Origin of the sequence: Bradyrhizobium sp. 2S1 (assembly GCF_011516625.5) — a bacterium.
Lineage (GTDB): Bacteria > Pseudomonadota > Alphaproteobacteria > Rhizobiales > Xanthobacteraceae > Bradyrhizobium > Bradyrhizobium septentrionale.
In genome coordinates this window covers 9,648,938-9,669,352 of sequence record NZ_CP147717.1, presented here as the reverse complement: position 1 = coordinate 9,669,352, position 20,415 = coordinate 9,648,938, and the positions used below count along the sequence as shown (strand labels likewise).

Sequence of the window (20,415 nt, the reverse complement as noted above, 5' to 3'; positions counted from 1 at the left end):
GAAGTGGGCAGTGGGTGCCCCGCCTAGCCGGAAGTGGCCTCAGGCACTGAGCCAAAGATCGTGCCAGCTCGCCGAGCCCCAGCGCGGCGTGTTGGAGTGGTTGCGCGCCTTGGCCGTGATCACGGTGACGAAGATCTGCTCGATCGGCATCCAGACCGGCAGCTCGGTGTTCACCTCCTTGACGAAGTCGGCATAGAGCGCCTTGCGCTTGGCCGGATCGACTTCGGTCGCGGCATCGTCGATGGTCTTGTCGACGGTCTTGTCCTCCCAGCCCCACTGGTTGGTCCACGGCGCGCCCTTGGGCTGGCCGGAGCGGTACCACACCGTGGTCGAGACCGCGGGGTCGTTGCGGTACTGGTGCCAGCCGGTCGCGAGATCGAAGGCGTGCTCGTCATAGACCTGCTTGAGGAAGCCGCCGCCGTCGTTGCGCACGATGTCGACCTGGATGCCGACTTCTCCCAGCGACTGCTGGATGAAGGTCGACCACAGCGAGATGTCCTCGCCCCATGGCGCCGGCAGCAATTTGAGCGAGAAGCGGTTGCCGACGGAGGCCTTGAAGCCGGCCTCGTCGAGCAGCGCGATCGCCTTGGCCTTGTCGTAGGCGTATTGCGGCGTGTTGGGGCCGGGATAGAAGTCGGTCGAGGTCGAGGGGATCGGGCCGGTGCCGAGCTTGGCGAAATCGCCGAGGAAATTGTCGATGAAGAACGGCACGTTGACCGCGTGCGCGATGGCGCGGCGGACACGGATGTCGGACAGCTCCTTGCGGCGGAAGTTGAACTCGATGGTGTTGGTGCGCGCGTTGCCCTCATTGCCCTTGGTCGAGACAATGAAGCGCTTGTCCTTGCCGAGCCGCGCCATGTCCGAGATCGTCAGCCCCGAGAACGGGCTGTAGTGCAACTCGCCGGCCTCCATCTGCGCGGCCGCGGCGGCGCGGTCGGTGATCACCTTCCAGACGATGCGGTCGAGATACGGCGCATTCGGCCGCCAGTAGTCCGGATTGCGGTCGGCGATGATATATTGCCCGCGCTCATATTTGACGAATTTGAACGGGCCGGTGCCGACCGGCGCCAGGTTGGTCGGGTTCTGCCTGATGTCGCCACTCTCATAAAGATGCTTGGCGGAGACATAGCCGAGGTCGGGCAGGGCGCGGAGCAGGAGGTTCAGCGGCATCGGCCGCTCGTAGCGGAAGATCGCGGTCTGCGGGTCGGGCGTATCGACCGCGGTGAGGAAGAGCTGCAGCGTCGATCCGTAATTGAGGATCTTCTTCCACATGTTCATCGCGGTGAACGCGACGTCTTCCGAGGTGAACGGCTTGCCGTCGTGCCAGGTGACGCCCTTGCGCAGCTTGAAGGTGACGGTCTTGCCATCAGGTGCCGCCTCCCAGCTCTCGGCGAGCACGCCGACCGGCTGTCCCTGGGCGTCGAGGTCGACCAGATTCTCCTGAATCTTGCCGCCGATGATGTAGACGCCGGTCGAAGCCTGGATGCTCGGGTTGAGCTGGCGCTGCTCTGCGCCGTAATGGACGTTGAACACGCCGCCCTTGCGCGGTGTTTCCTGCGCGAATGCCCGCATCGGATTGATGACATTGGCCGCAATCGCGGCCGAGGTCAGCAGTGCCGTGCGGCGATTGATCTCAAGGCGGGTCAAATCCATACGCGGGTCTCCAGAACTTACATAAAGGCTTGTATCGGCCGGCCAGCTGGTCGGTCGTGGCGGCCTTTGACGATGTTACGATGGAATGGGAACCCGAGTCATTTTCTAATGCCTCGCCCTTTTGGAGGATCATTTCCGAAACCTGAAGTGGCGTGTCGCAGCGCGTCGCAACCCGAATTGCGCGCCGCATTGTCGCTCCCGGACGCTTCATGATGTGTGCGGTGATTCTCTCGGGGGCCTGTTTCGGGAGCCCCGAAGCCGCGCAAACCCTGTAATTTTAGGGGTCGGAAGCACCTTGACTTGAAAAAACACTGGAAAAATCCCTGATTCGGGGGCTGTCCACAGCGATATTGCTGTGGGGAGTGCAGAAAACACTGTTTTTCTCGGCGTTTTCCGCCATATCGTGCCCATTCCAGAATCAATGGAGCAACCATGGCTACCCAATTGTCGAAGTCGCAAGTGATCGAGAAGATCGCGACCACCACCGAACTCTCCAAGCGCGACGTCAAGAACGTCTTGGACTCGCTTGTCGATGTCGGCCACAAGGAGCTGAAGAAGGCCGGGGTATTCCTCGTCCCCGGCTTCGCGAAGTTCGTTGTGGTCAAGAAGCCTGCGACCAAGGCGCGCAAGGGCACCAACCCCTTCACCGGCGAAGAGATGATGTTCAAGGCCAAGCCGGCCCGGAAGATCGTCCGCGCACGGCCGGTCAAGGCCGCCAAGGACGCGGTTTAAGATGAAAGGCCTCCGGTGACGGAGGCCTTTTGCTTTTGAGCCGTCGCTTCCTGCCGTAGGTTGCCAGCTGCGTTTTCGAGCGAAGTGGACACCGGTTCGCGTGAAGAAAACGCGCCAAAGCAAAATCTGGAGCTTCGGTTCTGATTGAACCGGAACCGGAGCTCTAGACCACCGGCGATCGGCCACCATCGACATTGATGGCGGTACCGGTGATGTAGGAGCCTTGCTCCGAGGCCAGGAAGCAGGCGAGGTTGGCGAACTCCTCTGCCGTGCCGATGCGGCCGAGCGGCGTGCCCTTGGCAAGGCCCTTGGCGAACTCTCCGAAATCCGTGTCCGGCGCCTGGGCGGCATGCCGCTTGACCCATTGATCGCTCATGATCAGGCCGACCAGGAGCGCATTCACCAGGATGTTGTGCTCGCCGCCTTCGTTGGCCATGACCTTGGTCAACGCCATGCCGGCGGCGCGCGACACCGAGGTCGGCGCGGAATTGCCGGCCGGCGCCTTGGCGAAGGTGTTGAGCACGTTGATGATGCGGCCCCATTTGCGCTGCTTCATGCCGCCCCAGACCAGCCGGCTGAATCGGATCGCGGCGAACAGCTTCAGGTCGAGGTCCTCCTGCCAGGCCTCGTCGCTGATGCTCTCGAAGGCCAGCGTGCGTGCCGTGCCGGCATTGTTGACCAGCACGTCGATATTGCCGAGATCGGCGACGATCTGGTCATGGGCTTTGGTGATGTCGGCCGCCTTCGCGACGTCGCAGACGTAATCGCGTACCACGAGGCCGTCCTTGGCAAGAGCCTCGCGCGCCGCGGCGAGATCGGCGGCGCCGCGGGCGAGGATCGCGACCTTGGCGCCGGATTCCGCAAACCGCCGCGCCACCGCGATGCCGATGCCCTTGCTGCCGCCGGTGACCACGGCGACGCGGTGTTTCATTGATAGGTTCATTGTTGTTCTCCCTGGGCATGATCCCGGGGAGAACGCTATCAAACCGACAATGCGACCAACAAGGTCATGCAGAGCAGGTGTGCCGTGACGATTAGTGCGAGATGGAGCGGGCCGGACATCGGATGTCTCCATTGTGGGCGCGGTGAGGCACTCCGTGAGGTGAGCACCGCCGCCTAGACTCCCTCCCCCTGAAAGGGGGAGGGCGGGGTGGGGGTTGCTCGCCACGGATGCTGGCGTCTGCGGAGGCAGGATCCCCACCCGGTTTGCTGCGCAAACCGACCTCCCCTTTTCAAGGGGAGGTGAAGAAAAAGTGTGCTGGTTCAGGCACGCCCTAGTTCGAATTGGCGCCCGCCGTGAAGCTGCGGTCGACGGCCTTGCTGACGTCGAGCGTCTTGCCGATGATGCCGTAGCGTGTGGCGCGATCGGATGCGGCCTGCACTTCCTTCACCACGGCCTCGTCGATTGCGATCGGCGACGTCTTCTGCGCGGTGTAGGCGGCGAGCAGCACGTCCTCCGGCAATTTGGTCAGCTCGGCCGTGTTCTTTGCGTATTCCGCGACATGATCGAGCGACCACAGCCGCGCCTTGTTGAGCCGCTGCACCAGATCCTGCACCGCCGCGCGCTTGGTGGCGATCGCGGTGTCGGAGGCGACGATGAAGGTGATGGTCGGCGTCAGTCCCTCGCCGTCGGCGACGACCCGCGCGTTGTCCTTCAGCGTCGCGTAGGAGATGTAGGGCTCCCACACCGCCCATGCATCGATCGAGCCGGCGAGCAGCGCGATCTTGGCGTCGACCGGCCCGAGCGGCGCGAAGGTCGCGTCCTCGATCCTGCTACCGGCCTTTTCCAATGTCGCATTGATCAGGAACTGGCCCCAGCCGCCCCGCGTGCCGGCGAGCCGCTTGCCCTTCAGATCGGCCGCCGTCTTGATCGGCGAATCCCCGCGCACCAGGATGGCCTGCGTCCGCGCGTCGGAGCGCGTGCCGCCGATCGCCTTGATCGGCGCACCCGACGCATAGACCGTGAGGAACGACAGGTCGCCGGTGTAGCCGACGTCGAGCGCGCCGGCATTGATCGCCTCCAGGATCGGGGCAGCTGCCGGAAATTCCGACCACTCGATCTTGTAGGGCAAATCCTTGGCGAGGCCGGAGATCTCGAGCAGCGAGCGGTTGCCACCCTTCTGGTCGCCGACCCGCAGCACGATCGCGTCAGTCGCGAACGCCGCTGCCGATGTGGACAACGTGATCGCCGCCGCGAACAGCGCGGCCGCGGTGCGGCGGGTGAAGGTAGAAGAAGGGCCCGAGCGGGTCAGTTTGCGCATATGACTTTTCTTTCCGATGCATTCGCTGCGCGGCGGAACGCGCGGCAGCGTTTGATCGAGTCTATGAGCAAGCCGTTCGTCGTCAACGAAACGGAAATCTGAATTCGTCGCCCGCACGGCAAGGATGATCTCGTCAAGCGTGCCGCGCGTAGAAGACATCGCGCATGCGCCCGCAAAACGCTCAAATTTGATGCAGTCGCGGTGACGACGCCGCATGTCGCGCGTCGCGATAACGGCAAAATCCTTTCATCGTTGCGCGATGCGATCGTGGAGATATCAGCTGCCGCGCCGACAACATTCGAAATTCCATTTCATTGACGATGAACTTGTCGCGCCGCATCATTTGCGCGTTGCTTTGAGTGCAATAGCGCCGGAGAAATCCGCTTTTTCTAAAGCCATGAGCTTCGAACGACGGGGCGCGCAGACGACGACGTTTTGCGCGCGGGGCGGAGCCTTGCCGAAATGCAGGAGTGAACATGTCTGTCGACAACAAGAAGACGGTGATGGATCGCCGCACATTGCTGCGTGCAGGTGCTGCCGCGGCCTTTGCCGCGCCGATCGGCGCCTATAGCGCGCAGGCCTTCGCGCCGCGGGCAATCACGCCGGCGATCGACTTCTCGGAATTCCCGATCTGCAAGACCGCCTCCGATGCGCCGCCGCTATCAGGCGCGCCGCGCAAGCTGAAGCTGTCCTGGAACGCCGGCGCGGTCTGCCTCGCGCCGCTGCCGGTCGCGATCGACCATGGCTTTTTCCAGAGGCGGAACCTCGACGTCGAGCTCGTCAACTATTCCGGCTCGACCGACCAGCTGCTGGAGGCGATCGCCACCGGCAAGAGCGACGCCGGCCTCGGCATGGCGCTGCGCTGGCTGAAGCCCTTGGAGCAGGGCTTTGACGTCAAGATCGCCGCCGGCACCCATGGCGGCTGCATGCGCGTCCTGACCCGCACCAGTTCCGGCGTCGACAAGCTCGCCGATCTCAAGGGCAAGATCGTCGCCGTCGGCGATCTCGCCGGGCCCGACAAGAACTTCTTCTCGATCCAGCTTTCCAAGCTCGGGATCGACCCGGTCAAGGATGTCGACTGGCGCGCCTATCCCGGCAACCTGCTCAATGTCGCGGTCGAGAAGGGCGAGGTACAGGCCTTCCTGTCGTCCGATCCGCTGGCCTATCTCTGGCTGAAGGATGCGCAGTACAAGGAGGTCGCCTCCAACCTCGACGGCGAATACCGTGACAAGAGCTGCTGCATTGTCGGCCTGCGCGGCAGTTTGGTACGGGAAGAGCCCCACGTCGCGCGCGCCATTACTCAGGCGCTGCTCGATGCCGCGATGTTCACCTCGCAGAACCCGGACAAGGCGGCAAAATCGTTCCAGCCTTACGCGCCGAAGGCGGCGAGCCTCGCCGATCTCGAGGCGATGGCGCGCTACCACACCCATCACCATCACCCGACCGGCGAGGTGCTGAAGCGCGAGCTCAAGGGCTACGCCGACGATTTGAAATCGGTGCAGGTGTTCAAGCAGAGCACCGACACGGCCAAATTCGCGGAGCGGATCTATGTCGACGTATTCAGTGTCTGATACGACGGCCGCGGCCGCGGCCGCGCCGCGCGCCGCGGTCACGTTCTCGAACCTCTCCGGCAGCTATGGCGTCGGGCTCGCGGCGAGCCTCGTCTGGCTCGCCTTCGGCCTGTCGTGCCTGTATTGGCCTGATGTCGGCGACTGGTCGCGGACCTCGTCGCTCGGCATCGGCGCGATCGTCATCGCGGCCTTCATCCTGTTCGGCACATTTGCCGCCGATTATCTCGGCAGCGCCGGGCAGGCGTTGCGCAAGCGAGCGCCATGGCTGGTGGCCTTCGGCGCGTTCGTGACGCTGTGGGAGGTCGCCACCGCGAAATTCGCCTGGCTGCCGCTGCCGTTCTTCCCGCCGCCGCAGTCGATCCTGGAAGTCTATACCGACGATCTGCCAAAACTGCTCGACAGCGTGTTCGCCTCGATCAAGCTACAGCTCGGCGGCTACGTCATCGGCGCGACGGTCGGCTTTATCACCGGCGTCTCGATCGGTTGGTCCGAGAGGATCGGCTACTGGGTGCATCCGGTGCTGCGCTTCATCGGTCCGCTGCCGGCGACCGCCTGGCTGCCGATCGCCTTCTTCACCTTCCCGTCGAGCTGGAGTGCCTCGACCTTCCTGATCGCGCTTGCCACAGGCTTCCCGGTGACGGTGCTGACCTGGTCGGGCGTGGCGAGCGTCAGCAGTGCCTATTACGACGTCGCCCGCACGCTCGGCGCCAAGCCGTCGTTCCTGGTGCTGAAGGTCGCGATCCCTGCGGCGCTGCCGCACGTGTTCGTCGGCCTGTTCATGGGGCTCGGCTCGTCCTTTGCCGTGCTCGTTGTCGCCGAGATGATCGGCGTCAAGGCCGGGCTCGGCTGGTACCTGCAATGGGCGCAGGGCTGGGCGGCGTATTCCAACATGTATGCCGCGCTGATCGTGATGTCGCTGCTCTGCTCCGGCGCGATCACGCTGTTGTTCCGCACCCGTGATCGCCTGCTGGTCTGGCAGAAAGGCGTCGTCAAATGGTAGTGCAATCCGTCACCGAGGCGATCACCTATCCCGCCGTTGGCGCCGAGCTCGACATCGAAGGTGTCAGCCATGCCTTCGACATCGATGGCGCGACGCTGCCGGTGCTCGACAATGTCAATCTTGCGATCGCGCCGGGCGAGTTCGTCGCGCTGCTCGGTCCGTCCGGCTGTGGCAAGTCGACGTTGCTGCGGCTGGTGGCAGGGCTCGAGAAGCCGCGCAGCGGCACGCTGCGTGAGGATGAAGCTCGCATCACCGGCCCGCATCCGTCACGCGTCGTCGTGTTCCAGGATCCGACGCTGTTTCCGTGGCGCTCGGTCTGGGACAATGTGGCGCTCGGACTTGAGGCGCAGGGCATCCTGAAGGCGCAACGGCACCGGGTCGATGCCGTGATCGAGCTGGTCGGCCTGTCGTCGTTCCGCAACGCCTATCCGCATCAGCTCTCCGGCGGCATGGCACAGCGCGTGGCGCTGGCACGCGCGCTGGTTAACGATCCGAAGATCCTGGTGCTCGACGAGCCGCTCGGCAAGCTCGACTCGCTGACGCGGATCGCGATGCAGTCCGAGCTGGTGGCGCTGTGGCAGCGCAAGGGCTTCACCACGCTGCTGGTCACCCATGATGTCGAGGAGGCGCTGGTGCTCGCCAACCGCGTCATCGTGCTTTCCGACCGGCCGGCGCGGATCAAGGCCGATATCGCTGTCGCTCGGCCGTATCCGCGGCATCGCGGCGATCCTTATCTGGCCGAGCTGCGCAAGCAGATCCTCGGCCTGCTCGGGCTGGAGGCGACATGGTGACGACAGCGGCGAGGGAGTTGCTGCCGGCGAACGAGCCGGAGCATATCGCGCGCGCGTTGCGGCTCGCCGAGGTGTTTGCCGCGCGTGCGCCCGCGCATGATCGTGACGCCAGCTTCCCGTTCGAGAATTTCGTTGACCTTTCGCGCGAAGGCCTGCTGGCGTTGACCGTGCCCGCGGCGCTCGGCGGCGGCGGGGCGGGCGCCCGCGACGCCATCCGCGTGCTCGGCATCATCGGCAAGGCCGACCCGTCGACCGCGTTGGTGCTGTCGATGCATTACATCCAGCATCTGGTGATGGCGCGCAGCACGCGCTGGCCGGGACGGCTGTCGCGCAAGCTCGCCAGGGAGACGGTCGAGGGCGTGGCGCTGATCAACGCGTTGCGCGTCGAGCCCGAGCTCGGCTCGCCCGCGCGCGGCGGCCTGCCGGCGACGACGGCGCGCCGCACCGAAACTGGCTGGCGGCTGACCGGCCGCAAGATCTATTCGACCGGTGCGCCGATCCTGAAATGGTATTCGGTCTGGGCGAAGACCGACGAGCCGGAAACCCGTGTCGGACTGTTTCTGGTTCCCGCCGGGCTTCCCGGAACGCGGATCGAGGAAAGCTGGGATCATCTCGGCCTGCGCGCCAGCGGCAGCCATACCGTGATCTTCGACGACGTGGTGTTTCCGCTGGATTACGAGATCGACGTCCGCAAGCCCGACGACTGGAAGGTTCCTGACGTCACTCATGCGACCGTGCACGCGATCTTCGTCGCCGCGATCTATGACGGCATCGCCCGTGCGGCCCGCGACTGGCTGGTCAAATTCCTCAGGGAGCGGGTGCCCGCTAATCTCGGCGCGCCGCTGGCGACATTGCCGCGCATGCAGGAGGTCGTCGGCGGGATCGAGGCGCGGCTTGCGGTCAATGCCCGCCTGATCGACAGCTTTGCCGCCGATTTCGATAACGGCTTCCAGCTCTCCGCGATCGAGTCTAACATCATCAAGCTGACGGTAACCAATAACGCCGCAGCAGTGGTGGAGGATGCCTTGTCGCTGACCAGCAATCACGGCCTGTCGCGAACCAATCCGCTGGAGCGGCATTACCGTGACGTGCTGTGCGGCCGCGTCCATACCCCGCAAGACGATGCCACCCGTGTCTCCGCCGGACGCTTCGTGCTGGGCGTCTGAAAACAACAGCCAACAACAACGGAGTTCCCCGTCATGCCGGTCGAGTTCATCGGCTTCATCACCAACAACAATGCCTCCGAGACCATCGTCCGCTCCGGCCCGGTGCTCGATCCGCCCTATATCGAGACGGTCGCCAAGGCCCATGAGCTCGCCGGCTTCGATCGCGCGCTGCTGGCGTTCCACTCGACGACGCCCGACGCGCTGCAGGTCGCGCAGCATGTCCTGACCATCACCAAGCAGTTGAAGGTGATGATCGCGCAACGCCCGGGCTTTACCGCGCCGACGCTCTTGGCACGCCAGCTCGCGACGCTGGACCAGTTCTATGGCGGCCGCGTCTCGCTGCACGTCATCACCGGCGGCAACGCCATCGAGCTGCGCCAGGACGGCAACACGCTCGACGACAAGGACGAGCGCTACGCCCGGACCAGCGAATTCCTCGACGTGGTGCGGCTGGAATGGACCAGTGAGAAGCCGTTCAACTACAGCGGCAAGTACTACAACGTCGAGAACGGCTTTTCACAGGTGAAGCCGTTGCAGAAGGGCGGCATCTACACCTTCGTCGGCGGCGGCTCGGACGCCGCAGTCGAGGTCGCGGGCAAGCACGCCGATACCTTCGCGCTGTGGGGCGAATCCTATGCCCAGGTGCGCGACGTCACCGCGCGGGTGCGCACTGCTGCGGCCAGACATGGCCGGCCGACGCCGCGCTTCAGCCTGTCGGTGCGGCCGATCCTGGCCGACACCGAGGAGAAGGCGTGGGTGAAGGCGGAGCACATCCTCGAGCGCGCCACCGCGCTGCAGGACCAGACCGGCTACCGCCGCCCCAATCACGCGACCGATGGCGCCAAGCGGCTGCTGGCGCTCGCCGATCAGGGCACCCGGATCGACAAGCGGCTGTGGACCGAGATCGCAAAGCTCACCGGCGCCAACAGCAACACCACCGCGCTGGTCGGCACGCCCGAGCAGGTCGCCGAGGTGTTCGCCGACTATTACGACCTCGGCGTCAGCCACTTCCTGATCCGCGGCTTTGATCCGCTGGTCGATGCCATCGACTACGGCCGCGAGCTGATCCGGCTGACCCGCAAGCTGATCGAAGCCCGCGACCAGCAACGTGGGATCGCCGCCGAATGATCCGTCTCATTGTCGCGGCGGCGCTTGCGCTCGCCGCCATCGACGCGGCCTTCGCGCAGACCACGCTGCGCGTCGGCGACCAGAAGGGCAATTCACAGGCCGTGATGGAAGCAGCCGGCGTATTGAAGGACGTTCCCTACAAGATCGAATGGAAGGAGTTCGCCGCGGCGGCGCCGCTGCTGGAGGCGCTCGGGGCGGGTGCGATCGACACCGGCCTGGTCGGCGATGCGCCGTTCACCTTTGCCGCCGCCGCGAAAATTCCGGTCAAGGCGATCGCGGCTGTCAGGCAGTCGCGCGACGGGCTCGCGATCGTGGTGCCGGAGAATTCTGCGATCAAGAGTTTTGACGATCTGCGCGGCAAGAAGATCGCAACCGGCCGCGGCTCGATCGGCCATCAGCTGATCCTGGCGGCGCTGGAATCCAAGGGCTGGCAGGCGAGCGACGTGCAGATCGTGTTCCTCGCGCCGTCGGACGCCAAGGTCGCCTATACGCAGGGTTCGGTCGACGCCTGGTCGACCTGGGAGCCCTATGTCAGCCAGGAGGAGGTGCTGTTCAAGTCGCGCCGCGTCATCACGGCCGACGGCATCACGCCCGGCCTCGGCTTCCAGGTCGCAACGCCGGATGCGATCAATAACAAGCGCGCCGAGCTCGAGGATTTCGTGCGTCGCCTCGCGGCCGCGCGGGCCTGGTCGCAGACCAATATCGAGGGGTACGCGGCGACCTGGGGCAAGTTGATGAACATTCCGCCCGCAGTGCCGCTGAATTGGCTGACGCGGGCAAAAATCCGCATCGCGCCGATCGACGACGGCGTGGTGGCCGACGAGCAGAAGACCATCGACCTCTACGACCGCTGGGGCCTGATCCGGCAGAAGGTCAGCGCCGCCGACATCGTCGACCGCTCGTTCGCCGCGGCGGTGGAGAAGGGCGCTGGGCTATAGCGCGGCCGCACAGGCGGTACGCGTGATCACGCACAATTTGCGACGCAGACTGTTCCGTCACCCTGAGGAGCCGCGAAGCGGCGTCTCGAAGGGTCGGCGGCCACGGACGGGGGCCACGCATCCTTCGAGGCTCGCTGCGCTCGCACCTCAGGACGACGTGGTGAGATGCCTGCCGCCGTTTCGCTACACGCTCGCTCCCCGTGAGCAGATACCTCCGCTAACGAAACCGTGATCCCAAAGTATCCATTCGTCGGGCGGCATCTGCCCGATAAGGATTTTCCCCATTCGGCGCCTTCCAAAACCGCAACATTGCTATTTTCGCCCCGGCCTTGCCGCACCCACCGGCGCTGCCAAGATCAAACGGACGAACAATCGAGTCCGGGAGATCACCATGGGCCTTCAACAAACTCGCATCGAGTCGCTGCCGTTTGTGACCGCTGAACTGAACTATCTCGCGCCGACGCCGGGCAAGCCCCGGACCTACGCTTTCGATCCGCCGCCCGGCGAGCCCAAATCCACCGCGCTGCCCGAAGCCCACAATGTTCCGATCTTTGACGGGCGCCTGATTGCCGACAGTTTCTCGCTCGACCGCGAGGGCTTTGCGCTGGTCAAGCATCCGACCAGCGTGAAGGACTATTACGACGACAACGAAGTCCGCAACGTCTACTACCCCGCCGTCGAAGCCTTCCTGAAGGCGACGCTGAAGGCGGACCGCGTCTTCATCTTCGACCATACTGTGCGCAAGCGCGTCGAGGGTGCAGCTGATATCCGCGGCGGCGGACCGCGCCAGCCCGCGACCCGCGTCCATGTCGACCAGACCGCGATCTCCGGCCGCAACCGCGTCTTCGAGCATCTGCCCAATGAAGCCAACGAGCTCGTCAATGGCCGCGTCCAGGTGATCAATCTGTGGCGTCCGATCCGTGGCCCGCTGCGCGATTCACCGCTCGCGATGGCCGACGGCGCCACGGTGGCGCCAGAGGATCTGATCGCCTCCGACCTGATCTATCCGAACCGCAGCGGCGAGACCTATTCGGTGAAGTACAATCCGAACCATCGCTGGTTCTACATTCCCGAGATGACGCCGGACGAGGCGATCTTGCTGAAATGCTACGACTCGGCGACCGACGGCCGCACCCGCTTTGGGCCGCACACGGCGTTTGTCGATCCGACCACGCCGGCGGATGCCGCGCCGCGTGAGAGCATCGAGCTGCGCACGCTGGTGTTCCATAAGCAGTAAGGGCGAAGTGTAACCGCGAGCTAGGTGCGCTCCCTCTCCCGCTTGCGGGCAGGGGAATCGCATATGGGGTTTCGCTGGCTATTGCATTGTAAGGCAACACCGATTCTGAAGACGACTCCCGGATTAAGGAGGGGGTCGGATGAAGAAGTTCAAGACGGCCTTTCGGCGGTTGCCGGACCCGCGCGCGGACAATGCCAGGCACGATCTGTTGGAAGTGCTGTTCATCGCACTGGCGGCGATGCTGTGCGGGGCGGAGTCGTGCTCGGACATGGCGGACTTCGGGCAGTCGAAGGAGGAGCTGTTGCGGCTCTTTCTTCGCCTGGAGCATGGCATCCCAAGCCACGATACATTCAGTCGGGTGTTCCGCCTGCTCAAACCGCAGGCCTTTGAGTGCGCATTTCGTCGCTTCATGGCGGCCTTTGCCAAGGCCAACCGCATCAAGCTGACTGGGGTCGTGGCGGTTGACGGCAAGGCCCTGCGCGGGGCCTACGAACGCGGCGGCAAGGCCACCCCGCTGCACATGGTCAACGTCTTTGCGGTGGATGCCCGCATGGCCTTGGCTCAGCAAAAGGCATCTGGTCGCAACGAGACGGCGGGCGCTCTGGAGGTACTGGACCTTCTGTCGCTGGAAGGCTGCATCGTTACCGCCGATGCGCTGCATTGTACCCGCGCCTTTGCGGCTACGGTGCGCGAGCGCGGCGGCGACTATGTTCTGGCGATCAAGGCCAACCGCGGGCGCTTGTTCACCGCGGTGACCCAACAATTTGCGCGATCGGGCAAGCGCAGCACAGCCGAGCAGATCGACCCTTCCACCCACGATCGACGCGAAGTGCGACGTGCCACAGTCATGCGCAATACCAGTTTGGCGGACCTCTATGGCTTCCCAGGGGCCGCCGCGATAGGGCGCATCACCTCGCGCAGACGCCTGCGGAAGCAGCGCGCCGATGCGCCTGTCGTGCGTCACTATCTCCTGTCCAAATACATCGCTCCCAAGCGGCTGCTCCACGTCACTCGCAGCCATTGGGGCATCGAGAACCAACTCCATTGGGTGCTCGACGTCCATTTTGCCGAGGATAGCAACCGCTCACGCTGCGACCATGCGCCCGAGAACCTTGCCATTCTGCGCAGGCTCGCCCTCAACATCCTGCGAACTCACCCGGATCCAGCCTCCCTGCGGCGCAAAATTAAGCGCGCCGGCTGGGACAATGCCTTCCTCATGGCAGCCCTCAGCCATATGCGATAGCCCTGCGCTTGCGGGGGAGGGTTGGGGTGGGGGCTCTCTCCGCGAGTCGTTCGGTGGAGAGAGCCCCCACCCACATCGCATCTGGCGATGCGATGTGACCTCCCCCGCAAGCGGGAGAGGTAAAGTTGGGCTGCCTCAAAAGTTGGCACCTTGCATCCAATAATGTTACGCCCTCCCGAAAGCGCTCGGGGAAGAGGCGATTCGTGGATGGCGTGGTGACGAAGGAAGAGGCGGGGATCGGTTTCCGCGCCCTGGTTCTTGCGCTTCTGGCGTTGGCCTCCGGCCACATGCTGTCGACGCTGCTGCGCACGATCCCGGCGATCAGCCTCGATCTGATGGCACGGGATTTCAGCACCTCGCCGCAGGCGCTGGCGAGCCTCACCTCGATCTATCATTTCTCCTTTGCTGCCTCGCAAATCCCGGTCGGCGCCGCGATGGACCGTTTTGGCGTGCGGCCGGTCTCGCTCAGCCTGCTTGCCGGTACCGTGGTCGGAACGCTGGTCTCGGCGATTGCGATGGGTCCCGCGAGCTTCGTGTTCGGACAACTGATGCTCGGCGTCGCCACCTCGGGCATGCTGATGTGCCCGATGACGCTTGCGGCCAAGCAGATGTCGGCGGCGAAGTTCGGCCTGTGGTCCGGCCTGATCCTCTCGATCGGCAATATCGGCATGCTGTTGTCGGCGAGCCCGCTGGCCTTCGTGGTCGATCAGTTCGGCTGGCGCGCCGGCTTCTGGGTTTCGGCCGGTTTCGGCATTGCGGTGCTGATCGCGGTGTTCGCGCTGGTGCCGCGGCAGCCGGCAGCGCATGCGGACGATTCCTCGCCGCTGCAGCAGATGGCCGAGGTGCTACGGCTCGGCCTGTCGCGCGGCCTGCGCGGATTGATCGCGTTATCGCTGGTCTCGCTCGGCGCCTCGCTGGTGCTGCGCGGCTTGTGGGGCGGGCCGTGGCTGATGGATGTGAAGGGGTTGAGCCGCATCGAGGCCGGCAATGTGCTCGGCCTGTTCACGCTGGCGATGATCGTTGGACCGGCCTGCATCGGCGCCTTCGATCGCAAGTTCGGGCACCGCCGCGCCATGGTGGCATCAACGCATGCCGTTGCCGCGCTGCTGCTCGTGCTTATGGCGGCCGGCGCGCCGCATTTTCCGCTCTCCAACCTGCTCGGCGTTGCCGTGATGCCGTCGCAATATGATCTGGTGCTGCTGATCCTGATCGGGCTCGCGACCTCGGCGCAGCCGCTGATCTACGGCATGACGCGGCAACTGGTTGACGCCCAGAACACCGGCAAGGCGCTGTCGTCGGTCAATCTCGCCTTCTTCCTCGGCGCGGCGCTGCTGCAATCGAGCACCGCCGGCGTCGCGGCGCTGTTCGGATTGCCGGCGGTGCTGCTGTTCATTGCGGGCGCGCTGGTGATCGGGATCGTGTTGTTCCTGATCTACACCAGGGCCTAGAGCATCGGTTCTGATTGAATCAGGACCGATGCTCTGGTTTTTTGTTTTGACGCGTTTTCTTCACGCGAACCGGTGTCCACTTCGCTCGAAAACGCTTTAGATCGTCTGCGCCTGCTTGCGGATTTCGTCGGCAAGCGGCTTCAAGGCATCGAGCCCGCGCGGCCCCACGAGGCTGTAGCCGGTGCCATCGTCAGCCCAGGACAGGCCGGCCACGTCACCGCCCGAATGCGGGGCCATCGCTGCGTTCTTGTCTGACGTCATCGGACGGGTCAGGACCACAAGCCGGTCGCCGCGATCGTCGTCATACATGAACATCGCCGCAGGGCCGTGCGCGGTCGGCACCACGCGTCCGCCCATGAAGCGATAGCCCGACTTCGTCAGGTCCGGCAGCTTGACCGGCTGACGCAACCGGTTGGAGACCCATTGCACAAGCTCGGCGCTGTCGCGCAGTTCGACCGGCCGCGTGCGATCGGAGGCGTACACCTTGTAGGAATCGCTCGCTTCCTCAGCGAGCGCTGCAATCCCGCCGGCTGGCGCCAGTGTCGCGCCACGGATCACCCAGCCGCCGAGGCCGCCGATCGAGATCATCAGCATGGCCGCGATGGCCCAGCGCCATGACGAGGGACGGCGGCGCCGGCTCTCGATCATCCTGGCGAGGTTGAGCTGCGGCGGCAGCGGCTCCTCGGCAATCGGCAGCAATGCCGATCGCAAAAGGTTACGCTCACCGGAGTAGGCTTCTATTCGCCTGGCCACATCAGGATGCTTCTCCAGATAGGCGCCGACTTCGGCCTCGCGCTCCGGTTCGAGCGCGCGATCCACATAGGCGTGCAGATCGTCTTCGGTAATGGGTCGATTGCTCATGTCCTGTTCCGCAATTGCACGACATTATGTTCCGGATGGCCTGACGTTCCCTCCAGCTCGTGATGCAGCCGCTCGCGGGCGCGCGCCAGGCGCGACATCACCGTGCCGATGGGCACACCCAGCACCTTGGCGGCGTCGGCATAGGACAAGTCCTCGACGCCGACGAGCAGCAGCACTGCACGCTGGTCATGCGGAAGCCTCGCGAGCTTCGCCATGACATCGCGATACATCACCTTATGCTCCTGTTCCGCCTCCTGACCGAATGTATCCTCGTTGGTTTCGTCGATCGCGACATGGACGCCGCGCCCCGTTGCGCGGCGAAACTGGTTGATGGCGAGATTATGCAGGATCGCGAACAGCCACGGGCGCGGATTGTCCGACCGCCGCTGCTCCCAGTGAATGACGGCGCGTTCGAGGCAGTCCTGCACGAGGTCGTCGGCCGCGGCGTGATCGCGGACCAGGGCCCGCGCATACCGCCGCAAAGCGGGTATCAGCGGCTCGACCAGGCGCAGCATGTCGTTCATGGCGTTTGCACCTGGATGACTGCGCCGACCTTGGCCGGTTCGCCTGACGTGATGACGAGATAGCGTCGTTCGGCCTTGGCTGCGCTCTGCACGATCTGGCGGATCGGTCCGGTGACGTTGACGATGGCGGAGCCGGCGGGATTGGTCATGAAGGCTGCCAGGGGCTCCACCGATCCCGTGCCATCGCCATGGTCGGCCAATCCTAGCACGTAGTGCTGCTTGGGTTCGAGCCCGGTGACCGATGCCTGCAGCACCTGGATCAGCCCCTGGTCGAACAGCGAGACGCTGGTCGGTGGCTTGTCGCCCTTGGCGTTCTTCTTCGGCGCGAGTGCGAGGTGGGCGGCCTGGCCGGCGATGCCGAGCGCCTGCAGGTTCTGGCGGTCATCCGGATTCGGCGCGGCGTTCGGCACATAGGCGATCGCCTGGGGTGCCTGGCCGATCGGGATGTTGGCGATCACCTTGTTGGTCGCGGTGTCGATCGCGGCCAACGCATCGGCATTCTCGAGACCAACATAGATCCTTGTGCCGTCGCCGGACGGCCAGACGCCATGCGGGAGATTGCCCACGGGAATGGTCGCGACCTCGGAGAAGTCGTCGGTTCGAAACACCTTGACCTGGTTGGTGCCGCCGATGGTCACATAGGCGAAGGTGCCTTTGGAGGTCTTCGCGAAATTGACGTGATTGGTGATCGGGCCGGTCTCGATGGTCTTGATCGGATTGAACGGCGGCTTGGCGTTGAACACCTGCGTCCTGCCGGTATCCTTCAGCGTGAACCACACCTGCTCGCCATCTGGGGTGGCCGCGATGTTCGGGCAGAACGGGCTTTCCTGCTTCACCTTCGCCACGATCTGGTGATCGGCCACCGAGACCACGTCGGTCTCCGGATTGAACGACGAGCAGATGTAGCCGTACTTGCCGTCCGGCGAGAAGATCTGCATGCCCGGTCCGGCCGGCACCTCGATCCGCATCGTTTCCTTGAACGTCTTTGCGTCGATCACCGAGATGTAGTTCTCGCCGCGCACCGTGACCCAGACTTCGTTGCCATCGGGCGTGAAGAAGGCCTCGTGCGGCGAGCGCCCGACGTAAGTGGTGTGCTTGACCGTGTTGGTTGCTGTGTCGATGAAGGTCACCGAGTTGGAGCCGATCGACACCACCGCAAGGGTTTGATGATCGGGTGAGTAGCCCATGCCGTGAACCAGCACCTGTCCTTTGTAGAGCGGGCTGAAATTGCCGGGCTGCGGATCGCCGAGCCGGATCACGCCGAGCAGCTTGTTGTCGACCGGGTCTGTGACCGACACCGTGTTCGAGAACTGCTCGGCGGCATAGACGCGGTCGTGATGGCTGATCGCAATGTCGGGCGAGGATGCCGCGCCCGGCGCCTGTCCGGCGAAGGCGGAGCTTGATATCGCCAGCACGGTCGTGGCCAGCAGGCACTTCAGGACTTGACGGTTCATCGTTCGAAAACTCCTAGTTCTTCATTCCGTGGGACATGTTCATGTGATCGTGAGCCGCGGCGGGCGCCGGGCTCGGTTGTGTCGGCGCGGGCGCGGATGCCGTCACCGGGTCACCGATCGCAAGTTTCATGGCGTCGATCTCCTGCTGCTGCTCGACGATGATCTCCTGCGCGATCCGGCGCAGTTGCTCGTTCTTGCCGTAGCGGAGCTCGATCACGGCCATGTCGATCGCGCCGTGATGATGCGGCGTCATCATCGCAACAAAGTCGCGATCGATATCGCCGCTCGGCTTGGCGGCCATGTCATTCATCATCTTGGTCATCGCGGCATCGTTTTCCGCGAGGAAGGCGCTCTCCTCAGTCGACTGCGCAGCCTGGGCCGGATGATGGGCGTCTTGCGCGAACGCCGCGGCGGCGACAAAGGCGAGCAGGACGGACGCGCCGAGCGGCGCGAGAGCGGATCTGAAGGATCGAGGAAGCATCTACGTTTACCCTGGGGTTGTCGGGGAAGCCCGAGCGGTCCGGCCGCGGGGCCGGCTCGCATGGGTGGGACGCAGCAGCGTGAGTTCTATTCCGTCGCCCGGTGGTTTCTTCTCGATCACGACTTGCTGATCGACGGATTGACCCGCTGCGACCGAGCCGGCCGGTTTGCGATCGGCAAGCCGCTGGCTATAAGAAGGAATTCCGGTTCCGGCCGGCCGGGTTCCCCGATCCTCCCTGCGCAAGCCCCCAGCGCCAACAAGGGCCAAGATGTCCGCCAAGATCGATCCAATCACACGCTCCGTCGTCCAGCACCGCCTGTCGTCGATCGTGAAGGAGATGGGCGAAGCCATGCTTCGCACCTCCTATTCGCAGATCCTCAATTCCAGCCGCGATTTCTCGCTGGCGATCTGCGACACTGGCGGTCGGCTGATCGCACAGGCCGATCACATCCCGGTGCATGTCGGCGCGTTGCCGTGGGCGACACTCGCGGTCGAGGAACGCTTCAAGGACGTCGCGCCGGGCGATGTCATCCTGCTCAACGATCCCTATCAGGGCGGCAGCCATCTGCCTGATCTCACCGCCTTCGTGCCGGTGTTCGACGGCGGTAAGCGGCTGCTCTGGACCATCGTGCGCGCGCATCAGAGCGACATCGGCGGCGCCACCCACGGCGCCTACAATCCGGCCGCCACCGAGATCTATCAGGAAGGCATTCGCATTCCGCCGATCAAGCTCTACGAGGCCGGCAAGCCGCGCGAGGATCTGCTCGACCTGCTGGCGCTGAACATCCGCAACCCCCGGGAATTCCGCGGCGACCTCGCCGCGATGCTGGGTGCCGCGCATCTCGGCGAGCGTCGCGTGTCAAAGCTGTTCAGCGAGTTCGGCGCCGAGACGGTCGAGGCCGCGATCGAGGCTATTCTCGACGCCACCGAGCAGCAGACCCGCGCCGTGGTGTCCTCCTGGAAGGACGGAGTGTTCTACGGTGAGGCGCTGCTCGACGACGATGGCCACGGCCGCACCGACATCAAGATCGCGGCCAAGGTGACCAAGAAGGGCAGTGACATCGAGGTCGATCTCACCGGCTCCGATCCGCAATCGACCAGTTTCGTGAACTCCTCGCACGCCAACATGCAGGCCGCGGTCGCGATGGCCTTTGCCTATCTGATCGATGCCGACATCCCCAAGAACACCGGCGCGCTGCGGCCGCTCAAGGTGGTGGCGAAGCAGGGCACGATCGTGTGGGCCGATCCCGGCCGTCCCGTGACCTTATGCACCAGCCATCCCTCCAATGAGATCGTCGAAGCGATCATCAAGGCGATGTCGGCCTCCTGTCCGGACCGCGTGATGGGCGGCTGGGGCCGGAGATTCCGCATCGCGATCCAGGGCGAAGACCCGCGTAACGGGCGCAACTTCATCTGGCACATGTTCCAGGCGCGGCCCGGCGGCGGCGCATCGCCCGGCGGCGACGGCTATTCCTCGATCGGCGAGTGGCACTCGGTCGGCGGCCTGAAGTTCGGCAGCATCGAGGTCGCCGAGGTGCGCTTTCCCCTGCATTTCCGCCAGCACGAATTCCGGCCGGACTCCGGCGGCGACGGCCAGCATCGCGGCGGGCTCGGCGTCGCGCTCGACATGGTGCTGGAGACGGCAAAGCCGGCCAAGGGCAACACCGCCGGCGACGGCGCGCGTCACGGTCCCTGTGGCATGCTCGGCGGCAAGGACGGCGAGCCGCATCATTATCGTCTCTTGTCGGATGGCCGCGCGCCGCGCGTCCTGAAGACCAAGGAGGTCGGCATCGAGCTGCGTCCCGGCGATTGCCTTGAGGTCCGCTCGTCCGGTGGCGGCGGCTGGGGGCCATCAGAGAAGCGATCGGCGGAGGCGCGGGCGCGCGACGTCGCGCAGGGTCTGGTTTCGAAGGCGGTATAGGCAAGT

The 20,415-nt window shown here is 64.7% G+C and carries 19 protein-coding genes; 11 read left to right on the top strand and 8 right to left on the bottom strand.

Going from position 1 to position 20,415, the window contains the following annotated elements; all coding sequences use genetic code 11:
• Window positions 1-39: 39 nt before the first annotated feature.
• On the bottom strand, window positions 40-1,653 hold the full coding sequence (locus tag HAP54_RS46055) for an ABC transporter substrate-binding protein (RefSeq protein WP_166297983.1): 1,614 nt from the start codon (window positions 1,651-1,653) through the stop codon (window positions 40-42).
• Between the two features lie 432 nt (window positions 1,654-2,085).
• On the opposite strand from HAP54_RS46055, the gene HAP54_RS46050 reads away from it, so the two are divergent.
• Window positions 2,086-2,385 (top strand): HU family DNA-binding protein, encoded by a 300-nt coding sequence (locus HAP54_RS46050; RefSeq protein ID WP_021077434.1) that lies wholly within the window; start codon window positions 2,086-2,088, stop codon window positions 2,383-2,385.
• 163 nt (window positions 2,386-2,548) lie between these two features.
• Here HAP54_RS46050 and HAP54_RS46045 read toward each other — a convergent pair whose 3' ends face one another.
• The 3 genes from HAP54_RS46045 to HAP54_RS46035 form a co-directional block, all read right to left on the bottom strand.
• Window positions 2,549-3,328, bottom strand: a complete 780-nt coding sequence (locus HAP54_RS46045) for an SDR family oxidoreductase (RefSeq protein WP_166297982.1) — start codon at window positions 3,326-3,328, stop codon at window positions 2,549-2,551.
• Window positions 3,329-3,659: 331 nt separating this feature from the next.
• The gene (locus HAP54_RS46040) at window positions 3,660-4,646 is read right to left on the bottom strand and encodes an ABC transporter substrate-binding protein (RefSeq protein WP_166297981.1); all 987 of its coding nucleotides are present in this window, start codon (window positions 4,644-4,646) and stop codon (window positions 3,660-3,662) included.
• 181 nt (window positions 4,647-4,827) lie between these two features.
• Complete coding sequence (locus HAP54_RS46035) at window positions 4,828-5,124, bottom strand: hypothetical protein (RefSeq protein ID WP_176422099.1); 297 nt, start codon at window positions 5,122-5,124, stop codon at window positions 4,828-4,830.
• Here HAP54_RS46035 and HAP54_RS46030 point away from each other — a divergent pair.
• From HAP54_RS46030 to HAP54_RS45990, 9 genes are all read left to right on the top strand, one after another.
• The gene (locus HAP54_RS46030) at window positions 5,123-6,217 is read left to right on the top strand and encodes an ABC transporter substrate-binding protein (protein WP_166297980.1); all 1,095 of its coding nucleotides are present in this window, start codon (window positions 5,123-5,125) and stop codon (window positions 6,215-6,217) included. The two genes, HAP54_RS46035 and HAP54_RS46030, sit on opposite strands and share 2 nt — an antisense overlap.
• Complete coding sequence (locus HAP54_RS46025; RefSeq protein WP_166297979.1) at window positions 6,195-7,217, top strand: ABC transporter permease; 1,023 nt, start codon at window positions 6,195-6,197, stop codon at window positions 7,215-7,217. Before HAP54_RS46030 ends, HAP54_RS46025 begins: the two co-directional genes overlap by 23 nt.
• Window positions 7,211-8,008, top strand: coding sequence for an ABC transporter ATP-binding protein (locus tag HAP54_RS46020; RefSeq protein WP_166297978.1), 798 nt, complete (start codon window positions 7,211-7,213; stop codon window positions 8,006-8,008). The genes HAP54_RS46025 and HAP54_RS46020 overlap by 7 nt, the downstream gene beginning before the upstream one ends.
• Window positions 8,002-9,174, top strand: coding sequence for an acyl-CoA dehydrogenase family protein (locus HAP54_RS46015; RefSeq protein ID WP_166297977.1), 1,173 nt, complete (start codon window positions 8,002-8,004; stop codon window positions 9,172-9,174). The genes HAP54_RS46020 and HAP54_RS46015 overlap by 7 nt, the downstream gene beginning before the upstream one ends.
• Before the next feature lie 33 nt (window positions 9,175-9,207).
• Window positions 9,208-10,302 carry an LLM class flavin-dependent oxidoreductase gene (locus HAP54_RS46010; RefSeq protein ID WP_166297976.1) on the top strand — a complete coding sequence of 365 codons (1,095 nt, stop codon included), beginning with the start codon at window positions 9,208-9,210 and terminating at the stop codon, window positions 10,300-10,302.
• The gene (locus HAP54_RS46005; protein ID WP_166297975.1) at window positions 10,299-11,240 is read left to right on the top strand and encodes an ABC transporter substrate-binding protein; all 942 of its coding nucleotides are present in this window, start codon (window positions 10,299-10,301) and stop codon (window positions 11,238-11,240) included. Before HAP54_RS46010 ends, HAP54_RS46005 begins: the two co-directional genes overlap by 4 nt.
• 391 nt (window positions 11,241-11,631) lie before the next feature.
• A complete protein-coding gene (locus HAP54_RS46000) occupies window positions 11,632-12,477 on the top strand; it encodes a CmcJ/NvfI family oxidoreductase (RefSeq protein WP_166297974.1) in 846 nt (281 codons plus the stop codon).
• Between the two features lie 139 nt (window positions 12,478-12,616).
• Window positions 12,617-13,720 (top strand): ISAs1 family transposase, encoded by a 1,104-nt coding sequence (locus HAP54_RS45995; protein ID WP_166297973.1) that lies wholly within the window; start codon window positions 12,617-12,619, stop codon window positions 13,718-13,720.
• Between the two features lie 212 nt (window positions 13,721-13,932).
• The gene (locus HAP54_RS45990; protein WP_166307130.1) at window positions 13,933-15,168 is read left to right on the top strand and encodes an MFS transporter; all 1,236 of its coding nucleotides are present in this window, start codon (window positions 13,933-13,935) and stop codon (window positions 15,166-15,168) included.
• Window positions 15,169-15,264: 96 nt separating this feature from the next.
• Here the strand turns inward: HAP54_RS45990 and HAP54_RS45985 are convergent, their stop codons facing one another.
• Genes HAP54_RS45985 through HAP54_RS45970 form a run of 4 tightly spaced genes read right to left on the bottom strand, consistent with a single transcriptional unit; the run spans window position 15,265 to window position 18,488 of the window.
• A complete protein-coding gene (locus HAP54_RS45985; protein WP_166297972.1) occupies window positions 15,265-16,029 on the bottom strand; it encodes an anti-sigma factor family protein in 765 nt (254 codons plus the stop codon).
• On the bottom strand, window positions 16,026-16,553 hold the full coding sequence (locus tag HAP54_RS45980) for an RNA polymerase sigma factor (RefSeq protein ID WP_166297971.1): 528 nt from the start codon (window positions 16,551-16,553) through the stop codon (window positions 16,026-16,028). The genes HAP54_RS45985 and HAP54_RS45980 overlap by 4 nt, the downstream gene beginning before the upstream one ends.
• Window positions 16,550-18,007, bottom strand: a complete 1,458-nt coding sequence (locus HAP54_RS45975) for a YncE family protein (protein WP_166297970.1) — start codon at window positions 18,005-18,007, stop codon at window positions 16,550-16,552. The genes HAP54_RS45980 and HAP54_RS45975 overlap by 4 nt, the downstream gene beginning before the upstream one ends.
• A 13-nt stretch (window positions 18,008-18,020) precedes the next feature.
• Window positions 18,021-18,488, bottom strand: coding sequence for a DUF305 domain-containing protein (locus HAP54_RS45970; protein ID WP_166297969.1), 468 nt, complete (start codon window positions 18,486-18,488; stop codon window positions 18,021-18,023).
• A 268-nt stretch (window positions 18,489-18,756) separates the two neighbouring features.
• Between HAP54_RS45970 and HAP54_RS45965 the strand changes: the two genes are divergently transcribed.
• Complete coding sequence (locus HAP54_RS45965; protein ID WP_166297968.1) at window positions 18,757-20,409, top strand: hydantoinase B/oxoprolinase family protein; 1,653 nt, start codon at window positions 18,757-18,759, stop codon at window positions 20,407-20,409.
• Window positions 20,410-20,415: the final 6 nt, after the last annotated feature.

Excerpts from the sequence above, each read along its gene's own strand:
- HAP54_RS46055 (WP_166297983.1), bottom strand. The coding sequence starts at position 1,653 with ATGGATTTGACCCGCCTTGAGATCAATCGCCGCACGGCACTGCTGACC.
- HAP54_RS46050 (WP_021077434.1), top strand. The coding sequence starts at position 2,086 with ATGGCTACCCAATTGTCGAAGTCGCAAGTGATCGAGAAGATCGCGACC.
- HAP54_RS46045 (WP_166297982.1), bottom strand. The coding sequence starts at position 3,328 with ATGAACCTATCAATGAAACACCGCGTCGCCGTGGTCACCGGCGGCAGC.
- HAP54_RS46040 (WP_166297981.1), bottom strand. The coding sequence starts at position 4,646 with ATGCGCAAACTGACCCGCTCGGGCCCTTCTTCTACCTTCACCCGCCGC.
- HAP54_RS46030 (WP_166297980.1), top strand. The coding sequence starts at position 5,123 with ATGTCTGTCGACAACAAGAAGACGGTGATGGATCGCCGCACATTGCTG.
- HAP54_RS46035 (WP_176422099.1), bottom strand. The coding sequence starts at position 5,124 with ATGTTCACTCCTGCATTTCGGCAAGGCTCCGCCCCGCGCGCAAAACGT.
- HAP54_RS46025 (WP_166297979.1), top strand. The coding sequence starts at position 6,195 with ATGTCGACGTATTCAGTGTCTGATACGACGGCCGCGGCCGCGGCCGCG.
- HAP54_RS46020 (WP_166297978.1), top strand. The coding sequence starts at position 7,211 with ATGGTAGTGCAATCCGTCACCGAGGCGATCACCTATCCCGCCGTTGGC.
- HAP54_RS46015 (WP_166297977.1), top strand. The coding sequence starts at position 8,002 with ATGGTGACGACAGCGGCGAGGGAGTTGCTGCCGGCGAACGAGCCGGAG.
- HAP54_RS46010 (WP_166297976.1), top strand. The coding sequence starts at position 9,208 with ATGCCGGTCGAGTTCATCGGCTTCATCACCAACAACAATGCCTCCGAG.
- HAP54_RS46005 (WP_166297975.1), top strand. The coding sequence starts at position 10,299 with ATGATCCGTCTCATTGTCGCGGCGGCGCTTGCGCTCGCCGCCATCGAC.
- HAP54_RS46000 (WP_166297974.1), top strand. The coding sequence starts at position 11,632 with ATGGGCCTTCAACAAACTCGCATCGAGTCGCTGCCGTTTGTGACCGCT.
- HAP54_RS45995 (WP_166297973.1), top strand. The coding sequence starts at position 12,617 with ATGAAGAAGTTCAAGACGGCCTTTCGGCGGTTGCCGGACCCGCGCGCG.
- HAP54_RS45985 (WP_166297972.1), bottom strand. The coding sequence starts at position 16,029 with ATGAGCAATCGACCCATTACCGAAGACGATCTGCACGCCTATGTGGAT.
- HAP54_RS45980 (WP_166297971.1), bottom strand. The coding sequence starts at position 16,553 with ATGAACGACATGCTGCGCCTGGTCGAGCCGCTGATACCCGCTTTGCGG.
- HAP54_RS45975 (WP_166297970.1), bottom strand. The coding sequence starts at position 18,007 with ATGAACCGTCAAGTCCTGAAGTGCCTGCTGGCCACGACCGTGCTGGCG.
- HAP54_RS45970 (WP_166297969.1), bottom strand. The coding sequence starts at position 18,488 with ATGCTTCCTCGATCCTTCAGATCCGCTCTCGCGCCGCTCGGCGCGTCC.
- HAP54_RS45965 (WP_166297968.1), top strand. The coding sequence starts at position 18,757 with ATGTCCGCCAAGATCGATCCAATCACACGCTCCGTCGTCCAGCACCGC.